This is a genomic window from Mesorhizobium sp. M1403 (assembly GCF_040317695.1).
Lineage (GTDB): Bacteria > Pseudomonadota > Alphaproteobacteria > Rhizobiales > Rhizobiaceae > Mesorhizobium.
The window spans coordinates 142,832-159,923 of the sequence record NZ_JAMYKY010000014.1 but is presented as its reverse complement, the minus strand read 5'-3'; the positions used below and the strand labels follow the sequence as shown (position 1 = coordinate 159,923).

Annotated in this window: 18 protein-coding genes; 6 read left to right on the top strand and 12 right to left on the bottom strand. The window is 63.3% G+C overall.

Annotated features, from left to right (window positions below):
• Positions 1–243: 243 nt before the first annotated feature.
• A complete protein-coding gene (locus tag NKH01_RS21980; protein WP_023719841.1) occupies positions 244–750 on the bottom strand; it encodes an OsmC family protein in 507 nt (168 codons plus the stop codon).
• Positions 751–1,093: 343 nt separating this feature from the next.
• Here NKH01_RS21980 and NKH01_RS21975 point away from each other — a divergent pair, with 343 nt between their 5' ends.
• A complete protein-coding gene (locus NKH01_RS21975; RefSeq protein ID WP_353022348.1) occupies positions 1,094–1,984 on the top strand; it encodes a DMT family transporter in 891 nt (296 codons plus the stop codon).
• 199 nt (positions 1,985–2,183) lie between these two features.
• Here NKH01_RS21975 and NKH01_RS21970 read toward each other — a convergent pair whose 3' ends face one another.
• Positions 2,184–3,038 carry a LysR substrate-binding domain-containing protein gene (locus NKH01_RS21970; RefSeq protein ID WP_353022346.1) on the bottom strand — a complete coding sequence of 285 codons (855 nt, stop codon included), beginning with the start codon at positions 3,036–3,038 and terminating at the stop codon, positions 2,184–2,186.
• A gap of 114 nt (positions 3,039–3,152) precedes the next feature.
• On the opposite strand from NKH01_RS21970, the gene NKH01_RS21965 reads away from it, so the two are divergent.
• Complete coding sequence (locus tag NKH01_RS21965) at positions 3,153–3,560, top strand: tautomerase family protein (protein WP_352481829.1); 408 nt, start codon at positions 3,153–3,155, stop codon at positions 3,558–3,560.
• A 149-nt stretch (positions 3,561–3,709) separates the two neighbouring features.
• Positions 3,710–5,932 (top strand): AMP-binding protein, encoded by a 2,223-nt coding sequence (locus NKH01_RS21960; protein ID WP_353022344.1) that lies wholly within the window; start codon positions 3,710–3,712, stop codon positions 5,930–5,932.
• 24 nt (positions 5,933–5,956) lie between these two features.
• Here the strand turns inward: NKH01_RS21960 and NKH01_RS21955 are convergent, their stop codons facing one another.
• The 3 genes from NKH01_RS21955 to NKH01_RS21945 form a co-directional block, all read right to left on the bottom strand.
• Positions 5,957–6,220, bottom strand: a complete 264-nt coding sequence (locus NKH01_RS21955; protein WP_023719845.1) for a hypothetical protein — start codon at positions 6,218–6,220, stop codon at positions 5,957–5,959.
• 174 nt (positions 6,221–6,394) lie between these two features.
• Positions 6,395–7,210: a CDP-alcohol phosphatidyltransferase family protein gene (locus NKH01_RS21950; RefSeq protein ID WP_023719846.1), complete on the bottom strand. Its 816-nt coding sequence runs from the start codon at positions 7,208–7,210 to the stop codon at positions 6,395–6,397.
• Positions 7,211–7,213: 3 nt separating this feature from the next.
• Positions 7,214–7,912 carry a phosphatidylserine decarboxylase gene (locus NKH01_RS21945; RefSeq protein WP_023719847.1) on the bottom strand — a complete coding sequence of 233 codons (699 nt, stop codon included), beginning with the start codon at positions 7,910–7,912 and terminating at the stop codon, positions 7,214–7,216.
• 265 nt (positions 7,913–8,177) lie between these two features.
• Here NKH01_RS21945 and NKH01_RS21940 point away from each other — a divergent pair, with 265 nt between their 5' ends.
• Positions 8,178–9,044, top strand: a complete 867-nt coding sequence (locus tag NKH01_RS21940) for an SMP-30/gluconolactonase/LRE family protein (protein ID WP_352481832.1) — start codon at positions 8,178–8,180, stop codon at positions 9,042–9,044.
• Between the two features lie 5 nt (positions 9,045–9,049).
• Here the strand turns inward: NKH01_RS21940 and NKH01_RS21935 are convergent, their stop codons facing one another.
• The 4 genes from NKH01_RS21935 to NKH01_RS21920 form a co-directional block, all read right to left on the bottom strand.
• Positions 9,050–9,397, bottom strand: a complete 348-nt coding sequence (locus NKH01_RS21935) for a hypothetical protein (protein WP_023719849.1) — start codon at positions 9,395–9,397, stop codon at positions 9,050–9,052.
• 88 nt (positions 9,398–9,485) lie between these two features.
• Positions 9,486–11,372 carry an ABCB family ABC transporter ATP-binding protein/permease gene (locus tag NKH01_RS21930; protein ID WP_353022340.1) on the bottom strand — a complete coding sequence of 629 codons (1,887 nt, stop codon included), beginning with the start codon at positions 11,370–11,372 and terminating at the stop codon, positions 9,486–9,488.
• Between the two features lie 21 nt (positions 11,373–11,393).
• Positions 11,394–11,783, bottom strand: a complete 390-nt coding sequence (locus tag NKH01_RS21925; RefSeq protein ID WP_353022338.1) for an ArsR/SmtB family transcription factor — start codon at positions 11,781–11,783, stop codon at positions 11,394–11,396.
• Between the two features lie 60 nt (positions 11,784–11,843).
• Positions 11,844–13,322, bottom strand: a complete 1,479-nt coding sequence (locus NKH01_RS21920; protein ID WP_353022336.1) for a LysM peptidoglycan-binding domain-containing protein — start codon at positions 13,320–13,322, stop codon at positions 11,844–11,846.
• Positions 13,323–13,436: 114 nt separating this feature from the next.
• On the opposite strand from NKH01_RS21920, the gene NKH01_RS21915 reads away from it, so the two are divergent.
• Positions 13,437–14,048: an LOG family protein gene (locus tag NKH01_RS21915; protein WP_023719853.1), complete on the top strand. Its 612-nt coding sequence runs from the start codon at positions 13,437–13,439 to the stop codon at positions 14,046–14,048.
• Positions 14,049–14,111: 63 nt separating this feature from the next.
• Here NKH01_RS21915 and NKH01_RS21910 read toward each other — a convergent pair whose 3' ends face one another.
• Positions 14,112–15,029: a LysR family transcriptional regulator gene (locus NKH01_RS21910; protein ID WP_352481839.1), complete on the bottom strand. Its 918-nt coding sequence runs from the start codon at positions 15,027–15,029 to the stop codon at positions 14,112–14,114.
• A gap of 118 nt (positions 15,030–15,147) precedes the next feature.
• Between NKH01_RS21910 and NKH01_RS21905 the strand changes: the two genes are divergently transcribed.
• Positions 15,148–15,438 (top strand): muconolactone Delta-isomerase family protein, encoded by a 291-nt coding sequence (locus NKH01_RS21905; RefSeq protein WP_023719855.1) that lies wholly within the window; start codon positions 15,148–15,150, stop codon positions 15,436–15,438.
• A 54-nt stretch (positions 15,439–15,492) separates the two neighbouring features.
• Here the strand turns inward: NKH01_RS21905 and rarD are convergent, their stop codons facing one another.
• Both rarD and NKH01_RS21895 read right to left on the bottom strand, forming a co-directional pair.
• Positions 15,493–16,425, bottom strand: a complete 933-nt coding sequence (rarD, locus tag NKH01_RS21900; RefSeq protein ID WP_353022334.1) for an EamA family transporter RarD — start codon at positions 16,423–16,425, stop codon at positions 15,493–15,495.
• 127 nt (positions 16,426–16,552) lie between these two features.
• The gene (locus NKH01_RS21895; protein ID WP_353022332.1) at positions 16,553–17,092 is read right to left on the bottom strand and encodes a hypothetical protein; all 540 of its coding nucleotides are present in this window, start codon (positions 17,090–17,092) and stop codon (positions 16,553–16,555) included.

Genomic DNA, 17,092 nt, shown 5'->3' with positions numbered 1-17,092 from the left:
AAGACGTCAAATCCCCCGCAAACAAGCGAACAACCGCCGCAACCCCGCCGCCGCAAGCTTTTGCTCATGACTGCGCAACAGGTCCACAAGGGGAGATGCCAAGTTTTTGCAAAGCCGGCAGGCCAGAGTGGGTCGCCACGCGTGGAGCGCCAGCCTCCATCTGCCGCAGCAGGCCGAGCCCCGTCGGACCAACCCCCTCTGCCCTGCCGTGCATCTCCCCCTCAAGGGGAGAGATTGGCAGCATCAGCGTCGTGCGCTTACCGTCAGCTCCGGCTTCTGGCTGATGGTCTGCAACACGACGCAGTAGCGCTCGGTCAACTTGATCAGCGCATCGATGCGCTCCTGCGGCTCGTCGGTGTCGAGGCCGAATGTCAGCCGGATGGCGCGGAAGCCAACCGGCGCATCCCTCGCCACGCCAAGCGTGCCGCGAAAGTCGAGATCGCCTTCGGCTTCCACCGTGGCGGCCCCAAGCTTGAATTCCAGCGCCGTGGCCACCGCCTTCAGCGTGACGCCGGCGCAAGCCACCAGCGCCTCCAGCAGCATGTCGCCGGAGCAGAGTTCGAGCCCGGTGCCGCCGGTCGCCGGATGCAGCCCGGCAATGGCGATCGCCCTGCCTGTCTCGACCTTGCAGGCGATCGATTGGTCGTCGATCGAGCCTTTGGCGCGGAGAGTAATCAGCGCGCGCGAGGCGTCGTCGCGATAGGCCTCCTTCAGCGGCGCCTGCATGGCCTTCAATGCGATCGCGTCCATTTCATTTCGCTCCCATAGTTGCCTGGCTTCGCTGCTTAACGGCGGTGTCGGCTGCCCCAAACGCAAGTCCCCGCTGGCGTAGCGCTTGGCAGGGCTTCGCCCCGTATAGCCTGACGATACGGGGAGCATCCAACGCCTTCACACCCACTCTCGCAACACATTCGTAAGGCCGCCGGACATATGGCCGATATCGCCATCCTGGAAATCCGCGAAAGGGCTTCGCCGGCAGCCTGTTCACCGGGGCTGCCGGTCTGCTGTTTCGATGCATGACGCCTCGATCAAGCTGACACTATGGTGTCAGGACGGGGCAGCGTAAGCTGGTGAGATGACGGAATCGCTGGATATGCCAGGCACAGTGGAAAGCGCCCGCGAACGCACCCTCGGCATCATCCTGGTTTCGGCATCGGCGGCCGTCTTCGGCCTCACCGGCGTGCTGACCAAATCGATCCATTCCGACCCGCTGACGATTACCTGCTGGCGCGGCTTCGTCGGCTCGATCCTGATCAGCCTCTGTGTGCTATGGCGTCGCCAGCGCTCCGGCGGTCGCGGCAGCCTGCGGCTCGGCTGGCGCGGCTGGCTGCTGGCGATTGAGGGCGCGCTCGCCAGCATCGCCTTCATCTCGGCGTTCAAGTTCACCTTTGTCGCCAATGTCGCCATCATCTACGCCACCGCCCCTTTCGTCACCGCGCTGCTGGCCCTCCTGTTGGTCCGCGAACCGTTCCGGCTGCAGACGCTTGCTGCCGCTGCCGTGTCACTATGCGGGGTGGCGATCATGGTCTGGTCGGGCTTCGGCACCGGCCATCTGTTCGGGGACGGGCTGGCGCTGCTGATGACGATCGGCAGCGCCCTCTACATGATCATGGTGCGCACCTTCCGCGATACGCCGGTGGTGTGGGCGGGTGCGGTGTCGGCATTCCTTTTGTTCGTGCTCGGCTGGTTCGTCACCGATCCGCTGGCCGTGTCGGCCAGGGACGCATTGCTTCTAGCCACCTTCGGCTCCTCGTTCGCGCTTGCCTCGATCCTGTGGACGGAGGGCGCCCGGCTCATTCCGGCGGCCGAGTCCGGACTGCTGGGTTCGGCCGAAGTGCCATTCGCGATCCTGTTCGCCTTCCTGTTCCTGGCGGAAATCCCGCCGGCAGCCAGCATGGTCGGCGGCGCAATCGTGCTTTGCGCCGTGTTCGCTCACGCCGGCCGCGACTGGCTGATGGCCAGGCAGCGCGCAGCGGATGCATGACCAAAATCCTCGCCACGCCCGAGGGCGAGTTGGTGGTCCGATCACGAGAAATCCGTGCCTGAAAATAAATTTGAAACGTCATGGAACCATCATCGGGCTCAGGCATTATGGCTGCGACGGGCCACCCCCAAGTCCCCCCAAACCCCTCGGCCCGTCCTACTCAGAAGCCGACCGCAAGGTCGGCTTTTTCTTTGCTGACTCAACTGGCCAAGCCTAGGTTGCCGCTGAACAACGCGGCCAGATCCTGCGCCGGCCGGTCGGCATCCTCACGCAAGCGGATGGCGAATTCGGCGACCGGCACCGGCGGCAGATCAAGATCGCGCGGCGCCTCGACGATGCCGGAATGAGCGAAGCGCGCCGTCCTCAACGTCAAAGCGATGCCAGCGTGTACCGCCGTACGCAGGCCGGCAAGGCTGGCACTGCCGGCAGCAATGCGATAGCGGCGGCCGGCCGCAACCAGTGCACTGGTCGCTGCATCGCGAAACCCGCAATGGGGATCGAGCAGCGCCAAGGGCAATTCCTCTTGGCGGGTGGCCAAGCCGTTTTGTGAGCAAAGCCAGATCATTGGCTCTTTGAGCACGCCGACTTCGTCCCGCGTCGGCGCCTGTCGCATGGCAATGGCCAGATCAAGGGTGCCGGCTTGCAAAGCCTGCGCCAGTTCGGCGGAGCGGCCGACGCGCAATTCGATCCTGACGCGCGGATGGCTGACAGCGAAGGCCCTGAGAAGCTGCGGCAAGCCGCTGTCGGCGAAATCCTGCGTCGTGCCGATGGCGACGCGCCCATCGGCATGCGCCCCTTTGAGGGCCAGCCACGCCTCGCGGTGCGCAGCAAGAATGCGCCGCGCGTGGCCGACCAGATCCTCGCCCGCCGGCGTCAGGCCACGCCCTCGCCCCTGCGGCACCAGCAGCGGTTCGCCGACTACATCCTCCAGCCGCTGCATCTGCGCGGTCACCGCCGACGGCGAGCGGCCGACGATCGACGCAGCCTGCGCCAGCGAGCCGCTATCGACGAAAGCGAGGAAAGTTTTGAGGAGGTCGGGATCGAGCGCCTGCATAGTTCGACAATATCAAAGTATTTATCAAAAACAATTCGATTTTTCTGACGCAAGGACGATGGCATGATTTTCTCGACGGCGAAGAGACACCGCTTGAAACCGAGGAGAAGAAACATGCCGATCATCAATGTCAGCGTTACCGGCAAGCCCGATGCCGCTTTGTCCGCCGCTATTGCCAAGGAGGTGACCGAACTGACGGCCACGCATCTGCGCAAGGACGCGACGATCACAGCTGTCGCGATTTCCTATCTCGACCCCGAGCACTGGTTCGCCGGCGGCAAGTCGCTGGCCCAGCACGGCGCCAACACGGCTTGGCTCGACATCAAGGTCGTCGACGGCACCAACACCAAGCTCGAACTGGAGGCCTATCTCCAGGCAATTTTTGCCGCATTCGGCCGGCTGCTAGGCAAGATCCATGAGGAAAGCTATGCCCTCGTGCACGAAGTGCCAGCGGCCGCGTATGGCTTTGGCGGCAAGACGCAGGAATTCCGCTTCATAAGCGGGAGGATGAAGGCGGCGTAGCTGCGATTTGTGGAGAAGGCAGCCGAGCCCACTGATAGCAGGAGAGACGGAAAAATGAAGCCGCATTGACGTTGATCCAACTTCGGCTAGGTTCTCACCCGAAGCGGCCACTGAAGAGCCGCGACGTGAGATTGTTGGGAGATGCGGCGATGATCCTGACACTGGCGCTGCTTGCGGGTCTTGTCACGGCCTGGCTGCTGATCGGCGTGGTGGAGAAGTTCCGCCTCGGCCTGCGCTTGAGCCAGGCGCTGCTCTACGTGCCGTTCAAGCTCGCCTACCGCATCAACGACGAGCGCATCAAGATTGCCCGCAAGTCGGCGGCCCCGATCATCTACGTCGTCTGGCATCAGTCGCGCCTCGAGCCGGCGCTGATGCTGTCGCTGCTGCCGGAGGACACGCTGCACATCCTCGACCCGGCTTCGGCCAGATCGCCTTGGCTGGAACCATGGCGCGAGCTTGGCCGCACCATCGCCTTCAACGCCGAGCATGTCTTCGTCAGCCGCAGACTGGTGCGGGTGCTGAAGGGCAAGGGCCGGCTCGCCGTTTACCTGCCGAATGCGGTCGAGCCCGACGTCAAGTCGTTTCGGTTGTTCCGCGCCATCACCCGTATCGCCATGCAGGCCGACGCTCGCATCGTGCCGATCTTCGTTGCCGGCGCGCGCAGCCTGCCGGCGTCGCTGACGCCGGCAGACAAGGCGCCGCGCCACTGGTTCCCGCAGCTGTCGATCAGCGCGCTGGAGCCGATGACCATCGCCGAGCTGGTGGCGCGGAACCCCAATCAGGCCTCCAATACCAATGCGCTGTTCGATCGCTTCGCCGAGGCCAGGCTTTTTGGCAGTGATCTCGACCGAGGGCTGTTCCTTGCCATGCGTGACGCCGCCGACCGTGTCGGCGCTTCGCACCCAATTATCGAAGACATCATCGGCGGTGCGCTGAGCTACCGGAAAATGTTTATCGGTGCCAGGGTTTTGGGCCGCCGCTTCGAGGCAATGACAGCGCCGAGCGAAGCGGTTGGGCTGCTCCTGCCCAACGCCAATGGCCTCGTGCTGGCGTTCGTCGGTGTTTTGTCGGCTGGGCGAGTGGCAGCAATGATCAACTATACCGCCGGCCCAGCGAGCGTCACCGCCGCCATCCGCACGGCGGTGATCCGCACCGTGGTCTCCTCACGCGCCTTTGTCGAAAAGGCCAACCTCGCCGACATAGTCGAGGCGGTGGAAAAGGGCGGAGCGAAACTGCTGTGGCTGGAGGATGTTCGCGCAAGCGTGACCGTGCTGGACAAGCTCGCTGCCGCCTTGCTGTGGCGCTGGCCGTTGCAGCGCCAGAATGCAGCCAAGCCGGCCGTGATTCTGTTCACCTCCGGCTCGGAAGGCACACCCAAGGCAGTTGTGCTGTCGCACCGGAACCTTCTTGCCAATGCCATGCAGGCCGAAGCCCGCATCACCATCTCGCCGGTCGACATCCTGCTCAACGTGCTGCCGGTGTTCCACTCGTTCGGCCTGACCGGTGGCACCATCCTGCCGCTGGTCACCGGCGTAAAACTGTTCCTCTACCCCTCACCGCTCCACTACAAGCTTATTCCGGAGGTGGCGCGCAAGGTCCGGCCAACGGTGATGTTCGGCACCGACACGTTCCTCGCCAACTATGCCCGCACCGCCAAGGACGGCGATTTTTCCAGCCTGCGCTTTGTCGTCGCCGGTGCCGAGGCGGTGAAGCCGGAGACGCGCCGGGTTTATCGCGAACGCTTCCAGGCCGAGATCATCGAAGGTTTTGGCTTGACCGAGGCCGCACCGGTGGTCGCCGTCAACACCGCCATCCACGGTCGCGACGGCACGGTCGGGCGGCTGCTGCCGGCCATGCGCATGAAACTCGAACCGGTCGAAGGCATCAGCGACGCCGGCCGGCTGTGGCTCGACGGGCCGAACCTGATGATGGGCTACATGACCGCCGATAGGCCGGGCGAGCTACAGCCGCTCGAAGGCTGGCACGACACCGGCGATATCGTCTCGGTCGATCGCGAAGGCTTCATCACCATTCGCGGCCGCGCCAAGCGCTTCGCCAAGATCGCCGGCGAGATGGTATCGCTTGGTGCGGTCGAGATGCTGGTGCAGTCGCTGTGGCCGGAAGAGCATCACGCCGTGGTGGCGGTGCCGGACAGACGGCGCGGCGAGCACCTCGTCCTGGTCACCACCGCCGACAGTGCCAATCCCGACGAATTGCGCGAATTCGGCAAGAAGGCCGGGGCGGCCGAACTGATGGTGCCGAACGACATCGTCAAGGTCGAGGAAATCCCGGTGCTGGGCTCGGGCAAGACCGACTATGTCTCGACAAGAAAGCTGGCGCTCGAGAGGCTGGGACTGAGCGCTGCCGCCTGAGGTTTTCCAGGCCTTTTCAAAACTCTAGAGGACCACTACCGATAACAGCAGAATGACGCCGACGGCCATCATCAGCAGGCCCGGCCAATTCTGTGACAAGCCGAGAAAACGGAGCCCGCGCCGCCGCGGCTCCAGAGTCGGACCTGGTGTTGCGAGATTGGGCCTCGGGCTATCGGGCGCGGTGGAGACAGCGGCCGGCTCACTGAGCCGCCCGCGCATGATGGCTGCAACCGCCATATATACGAGGCCGGCGACAGTCAGTAATGCGCCAATGAGGATGACAGCCATTTCTCGTATTCCGATGGTTCTGGGCCCGAAGCGGCAGCTTGCGCGACGTTGACGATCACGAGCAGTCGCTCAAACGGACCTACCGACACAAACGGTCAGGCGCCCAGCAAGTTCCGAAAACGTGGTTTTGAAGGGCGTTCCACAGCGCCGCGTGCGAAATTGGCACCAAATCTGTCAGCCAATGTCCGAGGACGGCACCTTCTCGCCTTCGCGCTTGGCGCGTCTCGAATAGGCGCGCACGCTGAATGGCAAAAACAGCAAATAGCCGGCAACCGAGGCCGTCAGCGTATACCAGGGATAGGTCATCAAAAGCAGGACGTAGAGGACGACTGCGAGGATGATCGGCAGCACTCTGTCGCCCGGTATCCTGACGCTCTTGCCGGAATAGACGGGCAGTCTGCTGACCAGCAGGAACGCCACCAATATTGTAAAGCCGGTGGCAATGAAGGCCGCCAGGCGGCTGGGTTCAAGCCCAAGCCTGAGGAAGAACAGATAGAGCGGCAGCATCACCAACACCGCACCCGCCGGCGCCGGCACGCCAACGAAATATTCGGTTTGCCACTGCGGACGGTCGAGCTCTTCGTCGAGCACGTTGAAGCGGGCAAGCCTCATCCCACAGGCGATGGTGAACAGCAGCGCCGCGATCCAGCCCGGCGAACCTGCCCTGTCGAGCAGAAAGGCATAAAGCACTAGCGCCGGTGCCACGCCGAAATTGACGATATCGGCCAGCGAATCCATCTGGGCGCCGAATTTGGAGGTCGCCTTCAGCATTCGCGCCAGGCGGCCGTCGATACCATCGAGGAAGGCGGCGAGCAGTACCATCACCACCGCCGGCTCGAAGCGGCCTTCGAAGCCGAAGCGGATGCCGGACAGGCCGGCGCAGATGGCAAGCACGGTGACCAGATTGGGCAGCACCATGCGCATCGGGATTTCACGGATGCGCGGGCCGCCGCCGCCATGCGCCTCGAATTTCTTGAACGGCGGGGCCACCGGTCAGGAGATCCGCACGAGCGGCGTTGCGGCAACGCCGCCGAATTCCGCCAGCACCGTCTCACCGCCTACCGCCGTCTGGCCGACGGCAACGCGCGGCGTCGCCGTCGAGGGCAGGAATACGTCCACGCGCGAGCCAAAGCGGATCAGCCCGAAGCGCTCGCCGGTGCCGATGGCGCCGCCGGTCTCGGCCCAGCAGACGATCCGCCGCGCCACCAGGCCGGCGATCTGCACCGCAGCCACCGTGCCGTTGGGGCTCTCTATGACCAGCCCGTTGCGTTCGTTCTCGGTGCTTGCCTTGTCGAGTTCGGCGTTGAGGAATTTTCCTGGCCGATGCTCGATCCTGGAAATGCGGCCACGCACCGGGGCGCGGTTCACGTGGCAGGAAAAGACATTCATGAATACCGAGATGCGGGTCATTTCGCCGCCGCCGAGGCCAAGCTCGCGCGGCGGCACGGCCGGGCCGACGGCCGAGACGATGCCGTCCGCCGGGCTGACAACCAGCCGGTCGTCGATCGGCGTGACACGCTCGGGATCGCGGAAGAAATAAGCGCACCACGCGGTCAGAATGAGACCGATCCAGAACAGGGTCGAGGAGAAATAGCCAAGAAAAAGCGTCGCCGCGCCGAACGCAGCGATAAAGGGATAACCCTCGCGATGGATCGGAACGAACGCATTTTTGATCGTGTCAACGAGGCTCATGGGATGAGGGCAACCTTGGTTCCAAGTCCGGCCTCAATAGCGGAAACACCCCTTCGCCGCAACGCGACAATCAGGCGGTCGGGTGTTAGCGGTCGTGCCGCCTCAGGGGCGTCCTTGGCAGCATCCGGACTGCCGAAGTGGTCAACCGGAAATATGTTGATTGCGATTGTCGGCACGAAGCCCCCACGCCCGTCCTTGGCAAGACAGCGCCTCTCATCGGCCTTTCGGCCGTGACGATTTGCGCAAACCCGGAGGTTCTCGGCCCATGCAGAAATCAGCAGCCAGGCAAGCGCAAGTGGTGATGAACGGTCTGGCCTTTGGCGAGTCGCCTCGCTGGCACGATGGCCGGCTGTGGTTCTGCAACTGGGGCACAGGCCAGATCATCGCCATTGACGCCCTAGGCAACAGCGAGATCGCGCTGATCGTGCCGGCCACCCTGCCCTACTCCATCGACTGGCTGCCGGACGGGCGGCTGCTTGTCGTGTCCGGCCGCGAAGGGCTGATCCTCAGGCAGGAGGCTGACGGGACATTAGTCACCCATGCCGATCTGAGACATCTGTCGAAGAGTCCATGGAACGAGATCGTCGTCGACGGGCGCGGCAACATCTACGTCAATGGTGGTGGGCCGGCTCCGGCTTCCGGCCAGCATTTCGGCCCCGGCACCATCGTGCTGGTTGCACCTGACGGCTCGGCTCGGCAGGTGGCTGAGAATCTCGCCTTCGCCAATGGCATGGCAGTGACGCCCGACAACAAGACGCTTGTCGTTGCCGAATCCCACGCCAACCGGCTGACCGCCTTCGACATCGCTGCCGATGGCCACCTTTCCAATCGGAGAGTCTGGGCCAATCTTGGCAACGGTTTTCCCGACGGCATCTGCCTCGATGCCGAAGGTGCCGCCTGGTACGCCGACGTTCCGAACAGGCATTGCGTGCGGGTGCGCGAGGGCGGCACAATGCTCGAAAGCGTCGATGTCGATCGCGGCTGTTTTGCCTGCATGCTCGGCGGCAGCGAGGGAAAAACGCTGTTCATCGTGGCCGCCGAATGGCGCGGCTTCGAACATATGATCAGCGATGCCCGTACCGGCCAGGTGCTCAGCATCGAGGCTACCGCGCCGGGAGCAGGCTGGCCATAGAGAGCTTACACCGCGGGAATCCGCTGGTAATTAGCGATATCGGCCCTGACGCCAAGTCGCGCAATGGTCTCCTGAGGATTGAAGCCGATGCGCTCATGCGCGGCCTTGATGATCGGCACGACCTTATCGACAGCGGCCTGCCCTTCCCATTCGACAATGGTCACGAGGTTGAACTCCCCTGGCCCCGAGAATTGCTCGAGCAGGAAATCCTGGACGAACCCTTGCTGCTGGCGCAGCAATTCATGCGTCATCCGGACCTTGGCAAGAATCTCCTCGCGAGCGTTGGCCGGAACGACAAACTTGTCCACCCGGAATACGCTGCCGCCACTAACTGCCTGATTTATCCCATTCATATCGATTGTCTCCGTTTTTGAACGACGCATCTTGCTGCGATCCAAAACGGCCTACGATCTCAACTTAAGTTGAGGTCAAGCACGAATTTCAGCTCACCTCCGAGGTGCGGCGGCGGACGACGACGCCGAACTCGTCGCTTTCGCGGGCAATGCGCAGCCGCTCCTCGGCCTCGCTTGCCTCGCGCTGCCGGTCCCACATCGATGCATAAAGGCCGCGCTTGGCCATCAAGGCGGCATGGGTGCCGCGCTCGGCGATCTGGCCGTCCTGCAGGACGATGATCTCGTCGGCCGAAATCACTGTAGACAGTCGATGGGCGATGACGAGGGTGGTGCGGCCCTGGCTGACCAGGTCCAGTGCCGCCTGGATCTCCTGCTCGGTGTGGCTGTCCAGCGCCGAGGTCGCCTCGTCGAGCATCAGGATCGGCGGTGCCTTCAAGATGGTGCGGGCAATCGCCACCCGCTGCTTCTCGCCGCCGGACAGTTTCAGCCCGCGCTCGCCCACCATTGAGCGATAGCCGTCGGGCAGCCGCTCGATGAACGGTCCGATCTGGGCCAGTTCTGCCGCCTTGCGCACATCCTCCTCGCTGGCGCCGATGCGGCCGTAGCGGATGTTGTAGGCGATGGTGTCGTTAAACAGCACCGTGTCCTGCGGCACCATGCCGATGGCGGCGCGCAAGCTCTCCTGCTTGACGTCGCGAATGTCCTGGCCGTCGATCAGAATCTTGCCGCGCTGAATGTCGTAGAAACGAAACAAAAGCCGCGAAATGGTCGACTTTCCGGCTCCGGAGGGGCCGACGATGGCCACCGTCTTGCCGGCCGGCACCTCGAAGCTGATGCCCTTCAGGATCTTGCGGTTGGGGTCGTAGGAAAAATGCACGTCACGGAACTCGACCTTGCCGGCATCGACGACCAGTGGCTTGGCGCCCGGCCGATCGACGATCTCGCGCTTGACGTCGAGCAGATCGAACATGTTTTCGATGTCGGTCAGGCCCTGGCGAATTTCGCGGTAGATCATGCCGATGAAATTCAGCGGCACCGAAAGCTGCATGAGCATGGCGTTGACGAAGACGAAATCGCCGACGCTCTGCGTGCCTGCCTTCACCTCGAGCGCCGACAGCACCATGACGACGGTCATGCCGATGCCGAAGATCACGCCTTGGCCGAAGTTCAGCCAGCCAAGCGAGGTCCAGGTCCTGGTCGCCGCCACCTCATAGCGCGCCGTGGAACGGTCGAAGCGCTCGGCCTCCATGGCTTCGTTGTTGAAATATTTGACTGTTTCGTAGTTAAGCAGCGAATCGATCGCCTTCGTGCTGGCTTCATTATCGCTGTCGTTCATCTCTCGGCGGATCGAAATACGCCAATCGCTCGCCCTGACGGTGAACCAGACATAGAGCCAGACCGTGACCGCGATCACCAGCACGTAAAGCCAGCCATAGGTGACGGCGAAGATGCCGGCGGTGAGCGCGAATTCGACAATCGTCGGCGCCGTCGCCAGCATGGTGAAGCGGACGATCGTCTCGATGCCCTTGGTGCCGCGCTCGATGACACGCGACAGGCCGCCGGTGCGCCGTTCGAGGTGGAAGCGCAGTGACAATTCATGCATGTGTACGAAGGTGCGGAAGGCGAGCCGGCGCACGGCATGCTGGCCGACCCGTGCAAACAGGGCGTCGCGCAACTGGTTGAAGCCGAGCTGCACCAGCCGCACGGCATTGTAGGCGACGACCAGCATGACCGGCGCCAGCAGGAAGGCCGGCAGCGGCGGCGGAGATTTGGCGTCGCCGGCCAGTGCGTCGGTCGCCCATTTGAAGAAATAGGGTCCGGCCACCAGGGTCAGCTTGGCGGCAACCAGCAGCACGGTTGCCCACACCACCCGCGCCCTCAGGTCGGCGCGGTCGGCCGGCCACATATAGGGCCAGAGATTGCGCAACGTTCTGAAGGTCGAGCCGGAATCGGCGGAAACGGTTTTCTCGGCCATTCTTGTTTACCTTTTTATATCTTAGGGGCCGGAGCAGCAGGAATCGACCAGCGCGGCCAGCGACGCGGAAACATCGGCGAGCGCAGCACGGTCGAGCTCATAGCGCGAGCGCTGGCGGTCAGGCTCGAAGCGGATAAGCCCGGCTTCGACCAGAATCTTCAAATGCTGGGAAACGGTGGACTGCGCCAGGTCGAGATGCTCGACGACCTCGCGACAGCAGCAGGAACGGCTGGCGGAAAGGTGTTTGAGAATTTCGATCCGCGCCGGATGCGAAAGGGCCGCGAGCCGGACAGCGACAGCGCGGCTATCCGGCGTACAGTTGGCCGGCGTGCAGTTGGCCGGCGTGCAGTTGGCCGGCGCGCGTTCATCTGCCGCGCGGCGTCGGTCCGTTACGAGGGGGGATTCGGTCATCGTCCATCGGCGATAAACGATGACTGGCCCTGCCGCAAGCTATCCTGATGGGCAGAACGGCTACTCGGTCTTGACTGGTGCCGTCGTCATCTGGTCGCCCATTGCCTTGAGATCGGCGGGCTCGCCTTCTTTCGATTTCTCCGGCACCTTGAACACCTGCCCCGGCCAGATGCGGTTCGGATTGCTGATCTGGTCCTGGTTGGCGAGATAGATGGTCGAGTAGCGCATGCCCTGGCCATAGACCCGCCGCGAAATCCGCCACAGCGTGTCATGGCGGCGGATAATGACTGCGCCATCGGCATGTTCGAGCTTAGGGGCCACGGTCTCGGGAGTGTCGCCCGGAGGCGTCGCGACGGCCATTTTGGCCGGGGCCTCGGTGGCAGGGGTGGGGGCCGCAGGGGGCGTCGGCGCGGCTTCGGTCGCTGGAACATTCGGCTCGGCTGGTTTTATCTCCGCAGGCTTTGGCGCGGCCGGCGCGACGGCAGCAACCGCCTCGCCCGGCTCGCGTTCGAACGGCACGGCGGCACGAGCCACCACCGTCACGCCGTCGGCGTCGAGTGCGTCGACATGGATGGTGTAGGTGCCGACCGGGATGTCGCGTGTCGCTTCGACCAGGAAGTGGCGGTCGGGCGAGGTCTTCGCGTCGCCGAGCAGGATATCGTTGGCATAGGCGCGTACCTTGCGGCCGGGATCGGCGAGGCCGGCAACGAAAATCTTGTTGCCGTCGATTTCGACGGCTTCGACGACAATCTTGGGCTCTGCCGCGGGAGCAACAGGCGCTGCCGGTGTGGCGGGCGCTGCCGGAGCCGGCGCGGCTTCAACAGCGGCCGGCGCGGCAGGCGCTGCTGGAACATCAGCCGCCGGAGCGATCGGCGCCGGCGCTGCGGCAGGCGGCAATTCGGTGCCGGTGGCGGGTCGCTGAACGGCCGCCTGTTCGCCGGTTGGCGGCGAGGCGTCAGATTTTGCCTCAGGGGCAGGAACAGTGAGCAGTTCGGACGGCTTGCCCGGCTCCTCGACCATTGCCAGCACTTGACCGGTGGAATTCTGGGGAATCGAAACGACGGCGGTCTGCGCCGAGGCGGTCACGACATTGTCGGCCGTAGAGCGAAGCGTGATCGTATAGTCGCCGGGCTTCAGCGGATCGTCGAGAATAATGGCAAAGGCGCCGTCGGGACCGGCGATCGTCGAGCCGAGCACAGTCGAACCGTTGAGAATCTCGACCTTGGCGTTGGGCGCTGCATTGCCGGCGACGACGATCGAGCCGTTGCTTTCGACGCGCACGATGTCGAAGGTCGGCACGATCGCACCTGCAGCGGCCGGCGCGGCGGGCGTCGCCGCATCGGTGGACGCGGCGGGCGCAGACGGCAGCCGCCCCTCGGTTGCCGGAGCGACCGGTTTCGAAGCCGGCGGCGCCGCGACCTCCGCAGGCGGGGTGGAATTGAGATACGGGTCGAGTGCGCCCGATACATAGGCGGTTCCCGCCGCAGCGACGGAGCCGCCAGCCGCGAACAAAAACGCCTTCAATGGATTAATTGCCATGCTTCCCTGCCCCTTAGCCACCTAATTTCGGTCTAGCCTGTTTTGCCAAAGCCGACAAGAAAAAGCCCGCTCCGGGGCTTGACCATGCCAATAGTCCCTATCACCAATCATAACATGAACACGATTCGATCTGTCTGCGTCTATTGCGGCTCGTCCCCGGGCCGAGATGAAACCTATATCAAGGCCGGACACCTGCTTGGCCGCTCGATCGCCAAGTCCGGCCTGCGTCTGATTTATGGCGGCGGCACTAAAGGTATCATGGGTGCCGTCGCTGAAGGGGCATTAAAGGCCGGCGGCAAGGTAACGGGCATAATTCCACGTTTTCTGATCAACCGGGAGGCGACCGAAACCGCGCTTGACCGGCTCGACGAGCTCGTCATCACCGACAACATGCACGAGCGCAAACACAGGATGTTCGAGAAATCCGACGCCTTTGTGGCGTTGCCCGGCGGCATCGGCACCGTCGAGGAGATCGTCGAGATCATGACTTGGGCGCAGCTCGGACATCATCGCAAGCCGATCGTCTTCGGCAACGTCGGAGGGTTCTGGGATCCGATGCTGGCGCTGCTCGACCACATGGCAACGGAAGGCTTCATCCACACCGCGCAGCGGGTCAAGCCGCTAGTGGTCGAGGACCCGGAAGCGATCGTAGCCGCCATCATGGTGGCGGGATCCTCCGTCGATGCACCGACGGAGGGCGTGCAGTCGGTGATTGATAAAATGTAGAGTGAGTAGGGAGTAGGGAGTAGGGATAGACACGCGCGCCGGTTCGGAAGGTGTTGTACCTTACTATTCACTATTCACTATTAACTCCTTCATTAACTCCTTCCCTACTGCCTTCCTTAAGTCCGCGATGACCGCCCGCTTGTCCTGACGTCGCCAGGCGAGATGGATCGAGACGGTGCGTTCGAACCACGGCAGATCGCGAAACACGATCTGAGGCGGCGCGGCACTCCGCAGGCTGGCCTGCACCGTCGCCAGCCCAAGCCCGGCGCTGACCAAGCCCAACGACGTCAACGGATCGGTCGTCTCATAGGCTATGTCGGGCAGGAAACCGGCCTTCGCACAGGCGGCGAGAAATTGGCTGCGGTTGGTGTCGTCAGGCTGGCGCACCACCGTGATCCAGGTGCGTCCGTCCAGTTGCTGCGGCAGTATCTCCGCGATTTCGGCCAATGGATCGCTTTCCGGCATCGCCAGAACCAGAGGCTCGCGCATGATGAGCAAGGCGGCGATGTCGGGATCGTCGGCAGAAGGAGGCGTGTAGACGAGGCCCAGATCGAGCGATCGTTCGCGCAGCGCTTCGATCTGCGCGGCGGAACGCTGGCCCTTCAGTTGAAGATGAAATTCGGGCCGGTCGCGGCGAAACTGGCGCAGCATCCGAGCGACAAGCCCGGCATGGACCGCACCTTCGACATAGCCGATGGCGAGACGGCCGACCGTACCGCTGGCGAGATTGCGGCCGAGCTCCTCCAGCCGTCTTGCATGGGCCAGCAGCGCACGCGCCTCGGTAAGAAAGGCGCGGCCTTCGGGATTGAGATGAACACGCTGCCTCGCCCTCTCGAATAATGTGATGCCCAGTTGCTGCTCCAGCTGCATGATCTGGCGGCTGAGCGGCGACTGCGAGATGTGGAGCAATTCGGCGGCACGCCCGACATTGCCGGTTTCGGCCACCGTGATGAAATAGCGGAGCTGGCGCAGGTCGAACATTGTTGCTCCGATGCTCAAGTCCCGTGAGGTCTCAACTTTAGCCTAATCAGTCTTGGACTGTCTGGCCAGCCGAAGCGAATATTTTCGCCATTCCAACGGCCAACATCAGGAGATTCCGATGCAGTTCTTTGCCCTTCTTGTGCGCAACACCGAAAAGTTCACCGACGCCGATTTCGCGCCTCTGCTGCCCGGCGAGGCCGAGCAGCGCCGCACGCTCTATGCCGAAGGCGCCGTGCGTCAGGTGTGGAATCGAGGCGACATTCCCGGCAGCGGCATGATGTTCGAGGCCGGCAGCGATGCCGACGTGCGCAGCCATCTCGCAACCTTGCCGCTGGTCAAGGCCGGCATGATGGACATTGCCGCCGTCGTGCCGCTGCAGCCCTATCCAGGCTTCGGGCCGAAGCGCTGAGCGACCGTGAAAGAGGCGGCTGCCGGCATTAGGCCCGCCAGCCGCCTTTCTTCGTTACGCGGATCGAGCGGATGCGGCGACGGTCTTGCGCGCCGAAGAAAACATCGACCAGGAGTACATCGCCAGCGCCGCCCAGATCAGGCCGAAGGCGATGGCCTGAACGCTGCCGAAGGGTTCGCCGAAAATCAGCACCGCGATCAAAAAGACGATTGTCGGCGCGATATATTGCATGATGCCGATGGTGGAGAGGCGCAGCAGCCTGGCGCCGAACGCAAACAACAGCAGCGGCACGGCGGTGACCGGTCCGCAGCCGACCAGCAAGGCGGTGTCGTTCAAGGAGCTGGAGACGAAATGATCCTGTCCTGTGGCGATCAGGAAGACGATGTAGCCGAGCGCCGGCACCGACAGTAGCAGCACTTCGAGCAGGAAGCCCTGGCTTGGACCAATTGGCAGCGTCTTGCGGAAGAAGCCATAGGCGGCAAAGGAAAAGGCCAGCACCAGCGACACCCAGGGCAGCTTGCCAGCGTCGATGGTTAGCACCGCGACGGCGATTGCCGCGAGCACCACCGCCGCGATCTGCAGGCGGTCGAGCCGTTCGCCGAGCAGCAGCGCGCCGACAACGACGCTGACCAGCGGGTTGATGTAATAGCCAAGCGCGGTCTCGATCGTGCGGTCGACCGCGATCGCCCAGACATAGATGCCCCAGTTGACCGAGATCAGCGCCGCCGTCAGCAGCGCCATCGAAATGATGCGCGGCGAACGAACGGCCGCTTTGAAATCGGCAGTGCGGCCCGCCCAGACCAGGACGGCGGCCGCGATCGGCACCGACCAGACGATGCGGTGGGCGATGACTTCGGCCAGCGGCAGATGCGCGACAGCCTTCATGTAGAAGGGCAGCAGCCCCCAAAGCAGGTAGGCGCCGAGCGCCAGCAAGAAGCCGCGACGAGCTTTGGTATCGGGCTCGATTTGAAGTGCTTGGGTAGCCATTGCCCAAGGCTATGCGCCAGCGGCCCCGGCAAGACCATCGCAAAGTTCTGATGGATCAATGGAGTCTCGCTGATGGTTCAAGAACCCGGAGTTTTCACCAGTTCATTGAAATGCGCGAAGGCCGCAGTCATTTGGTCTCGCCGGGCGCAGGCACCAATTCGATGAATTCCGCTCCAACGGTGTCGTGACGAAAGCCCGTCACGCATCCTGCCACCTCGATCGGAATATCTGCGATAAAGTCTATGGCGGCAGCACCTGCGTCCTCGCGATCCTGATCTGCGAAGCGCTCGCGGCGGATCTCCTCGAAACAGGATAGAAGGTTTCCTGTCGCTTCCAGGTTGCGCGCACCGTCTGCGCTGGTGTGTCGTATGCTCCAGACTTCGTGCCCGTCGCGCCACTGTTCGGCCCATTGCAGCATGACCGTATCGATATTGTGAACGACGACAATGTCCCTGCCCGTCGAAAGGTTAGCCAGGCGCTTCTCGTCCACCAGGTCCATGTTCACGTCGTTAAAAATGACGACAGACCAATTTTGACCAACCGTCACGCCATTGTAGTCAAAATCAAAAACCTCGTCCGATTGTCCGCTCTGAGCCAGACCGAAAGCCAGCGCTGCCTTCGCGAGTGGCAGACCATTGAATGCGACCCAGCTTATCGTGAAGCCCAT

Bases quoted from the DNA above. Each gene is read 5' to 3' on its own strand.
- NKH01_RS21980 (WP_023719841.1), bottom strand. From the start codon at position 750: ATGGACGCGATCGCATTGAAGGCCATGCAGGCGCCGCTGAAGGAGGCC.
- NKH01_RS21975 (WP_353022348.1), top strand. From the start codon at position 1,094: ATGCCAGGCACAGTGGAAAGCGCCCGCGAACGCACCCTCGGCATCATC.
- NKH01_RS21970 (WP_353022346.1), bottom strand. From the start codon at position 3,038: ATGCAGGCGCTCGATCCCGACCTCCTCAAAACTTTCCTCGCTTTCGTC.
- NKH01_RS21965 (WP_352481829.1), top strand. From the start codon at position 3,153: ATGCCGATCATCAATGTCAGCGTTACCGGCAAGCCCGATGCCGCTTTG.
- NKH01_RS21960 (WP_353022344.1), top strand. From the start codon at position 3,710: ATGATCCTGACACTGGCGCTGCTTGCGGGTCTTGTCACGGCCTGGCTG.
- NKH01_RS21955 (WP_023719845.1), bottom strand. From the start codon at position 6,220: ATGGCTGTCATCCTCATTGGCGCATTACTGACTGTCGCCGGCCTCGTA.
- NKH01_RS21945 (WP_023719847.1), bottom strand. From the start codon at position 7,912: ATGAGCCTCGTTGACACGATCAAAAATGCGTTCGTTCCGATCCATCGC.
- NKH01_RS21940 (WP_352481832.1), top strand. From the start codon at position 8,178: ATGCAGAAATCAGCAGCCAGGCAAGCGCAAGTGGTGATGAACGGTCTG.
- NKH01_RS21935 (WP_023719849.1), bottom strand. From the start codon at position 9,397: ATGAATGGGATAAATCAGGCAGTTAGTGGCGGCAGCGTATTCCGGGTG.
- NKH01_RS21930 (WP_353022340.1), bottom strand. From the start codon at position 11,372: ATGGCCGAGAAAACCGTTTCCGCCGATTCCGGCTCGACCTTCAGAACG.
- NKH01_RS21925 (WP_353022338.1), bottom strand. From the start codon at position 11,783: ATGACCGAATCCCCCCTCGTAACGGACCGACGCCGCGCGGCAGATGAA.
- NKH01_RS21920 (WP_353022336.1), bottom strand. From the start codon at position 13,322: ATGGCAATTAATCCATTGAAGGCGTTTTTGTTCGCGGCTGGCGGCTCC.
- NKH01_RS21915 (WP_023719853.1), top strand. From the start codon at position 13,437: ATGAACACGATTCGATCTGTCTGCGTCTATTGCGGCTCGTCCCCGGGC.
- NKH01_RS21910 (WP_352481839.1), bottom strand. From the start codon at position 15,029: ATGTTCGACCTGCGCCAGCTCCGCTATTTCATCACGGTGGCCGAAACC.
- NKH01_RS21905 (WP_023719855.1), top strand. From the start codon at position 15,148: ATGCAGTTCTTTGCCCTTCTTGTGCGCAACACCGAAAAGTTCACCGAC.
- rarD (WP_353022334.1), bottom strand. From the start codon at position 16,425: ATGGCTACCCAAGCACTTCAAATCGAGCCCGATACCAAAGCTCGTCGC.
- NKH01_RS21895 (WP_353022332.1), bottom strand. From the start codon at position 17,092: ATGGGCTTCACGATAAGCTGGGTCGCATTCAATGGTCTGCCACTCGCG.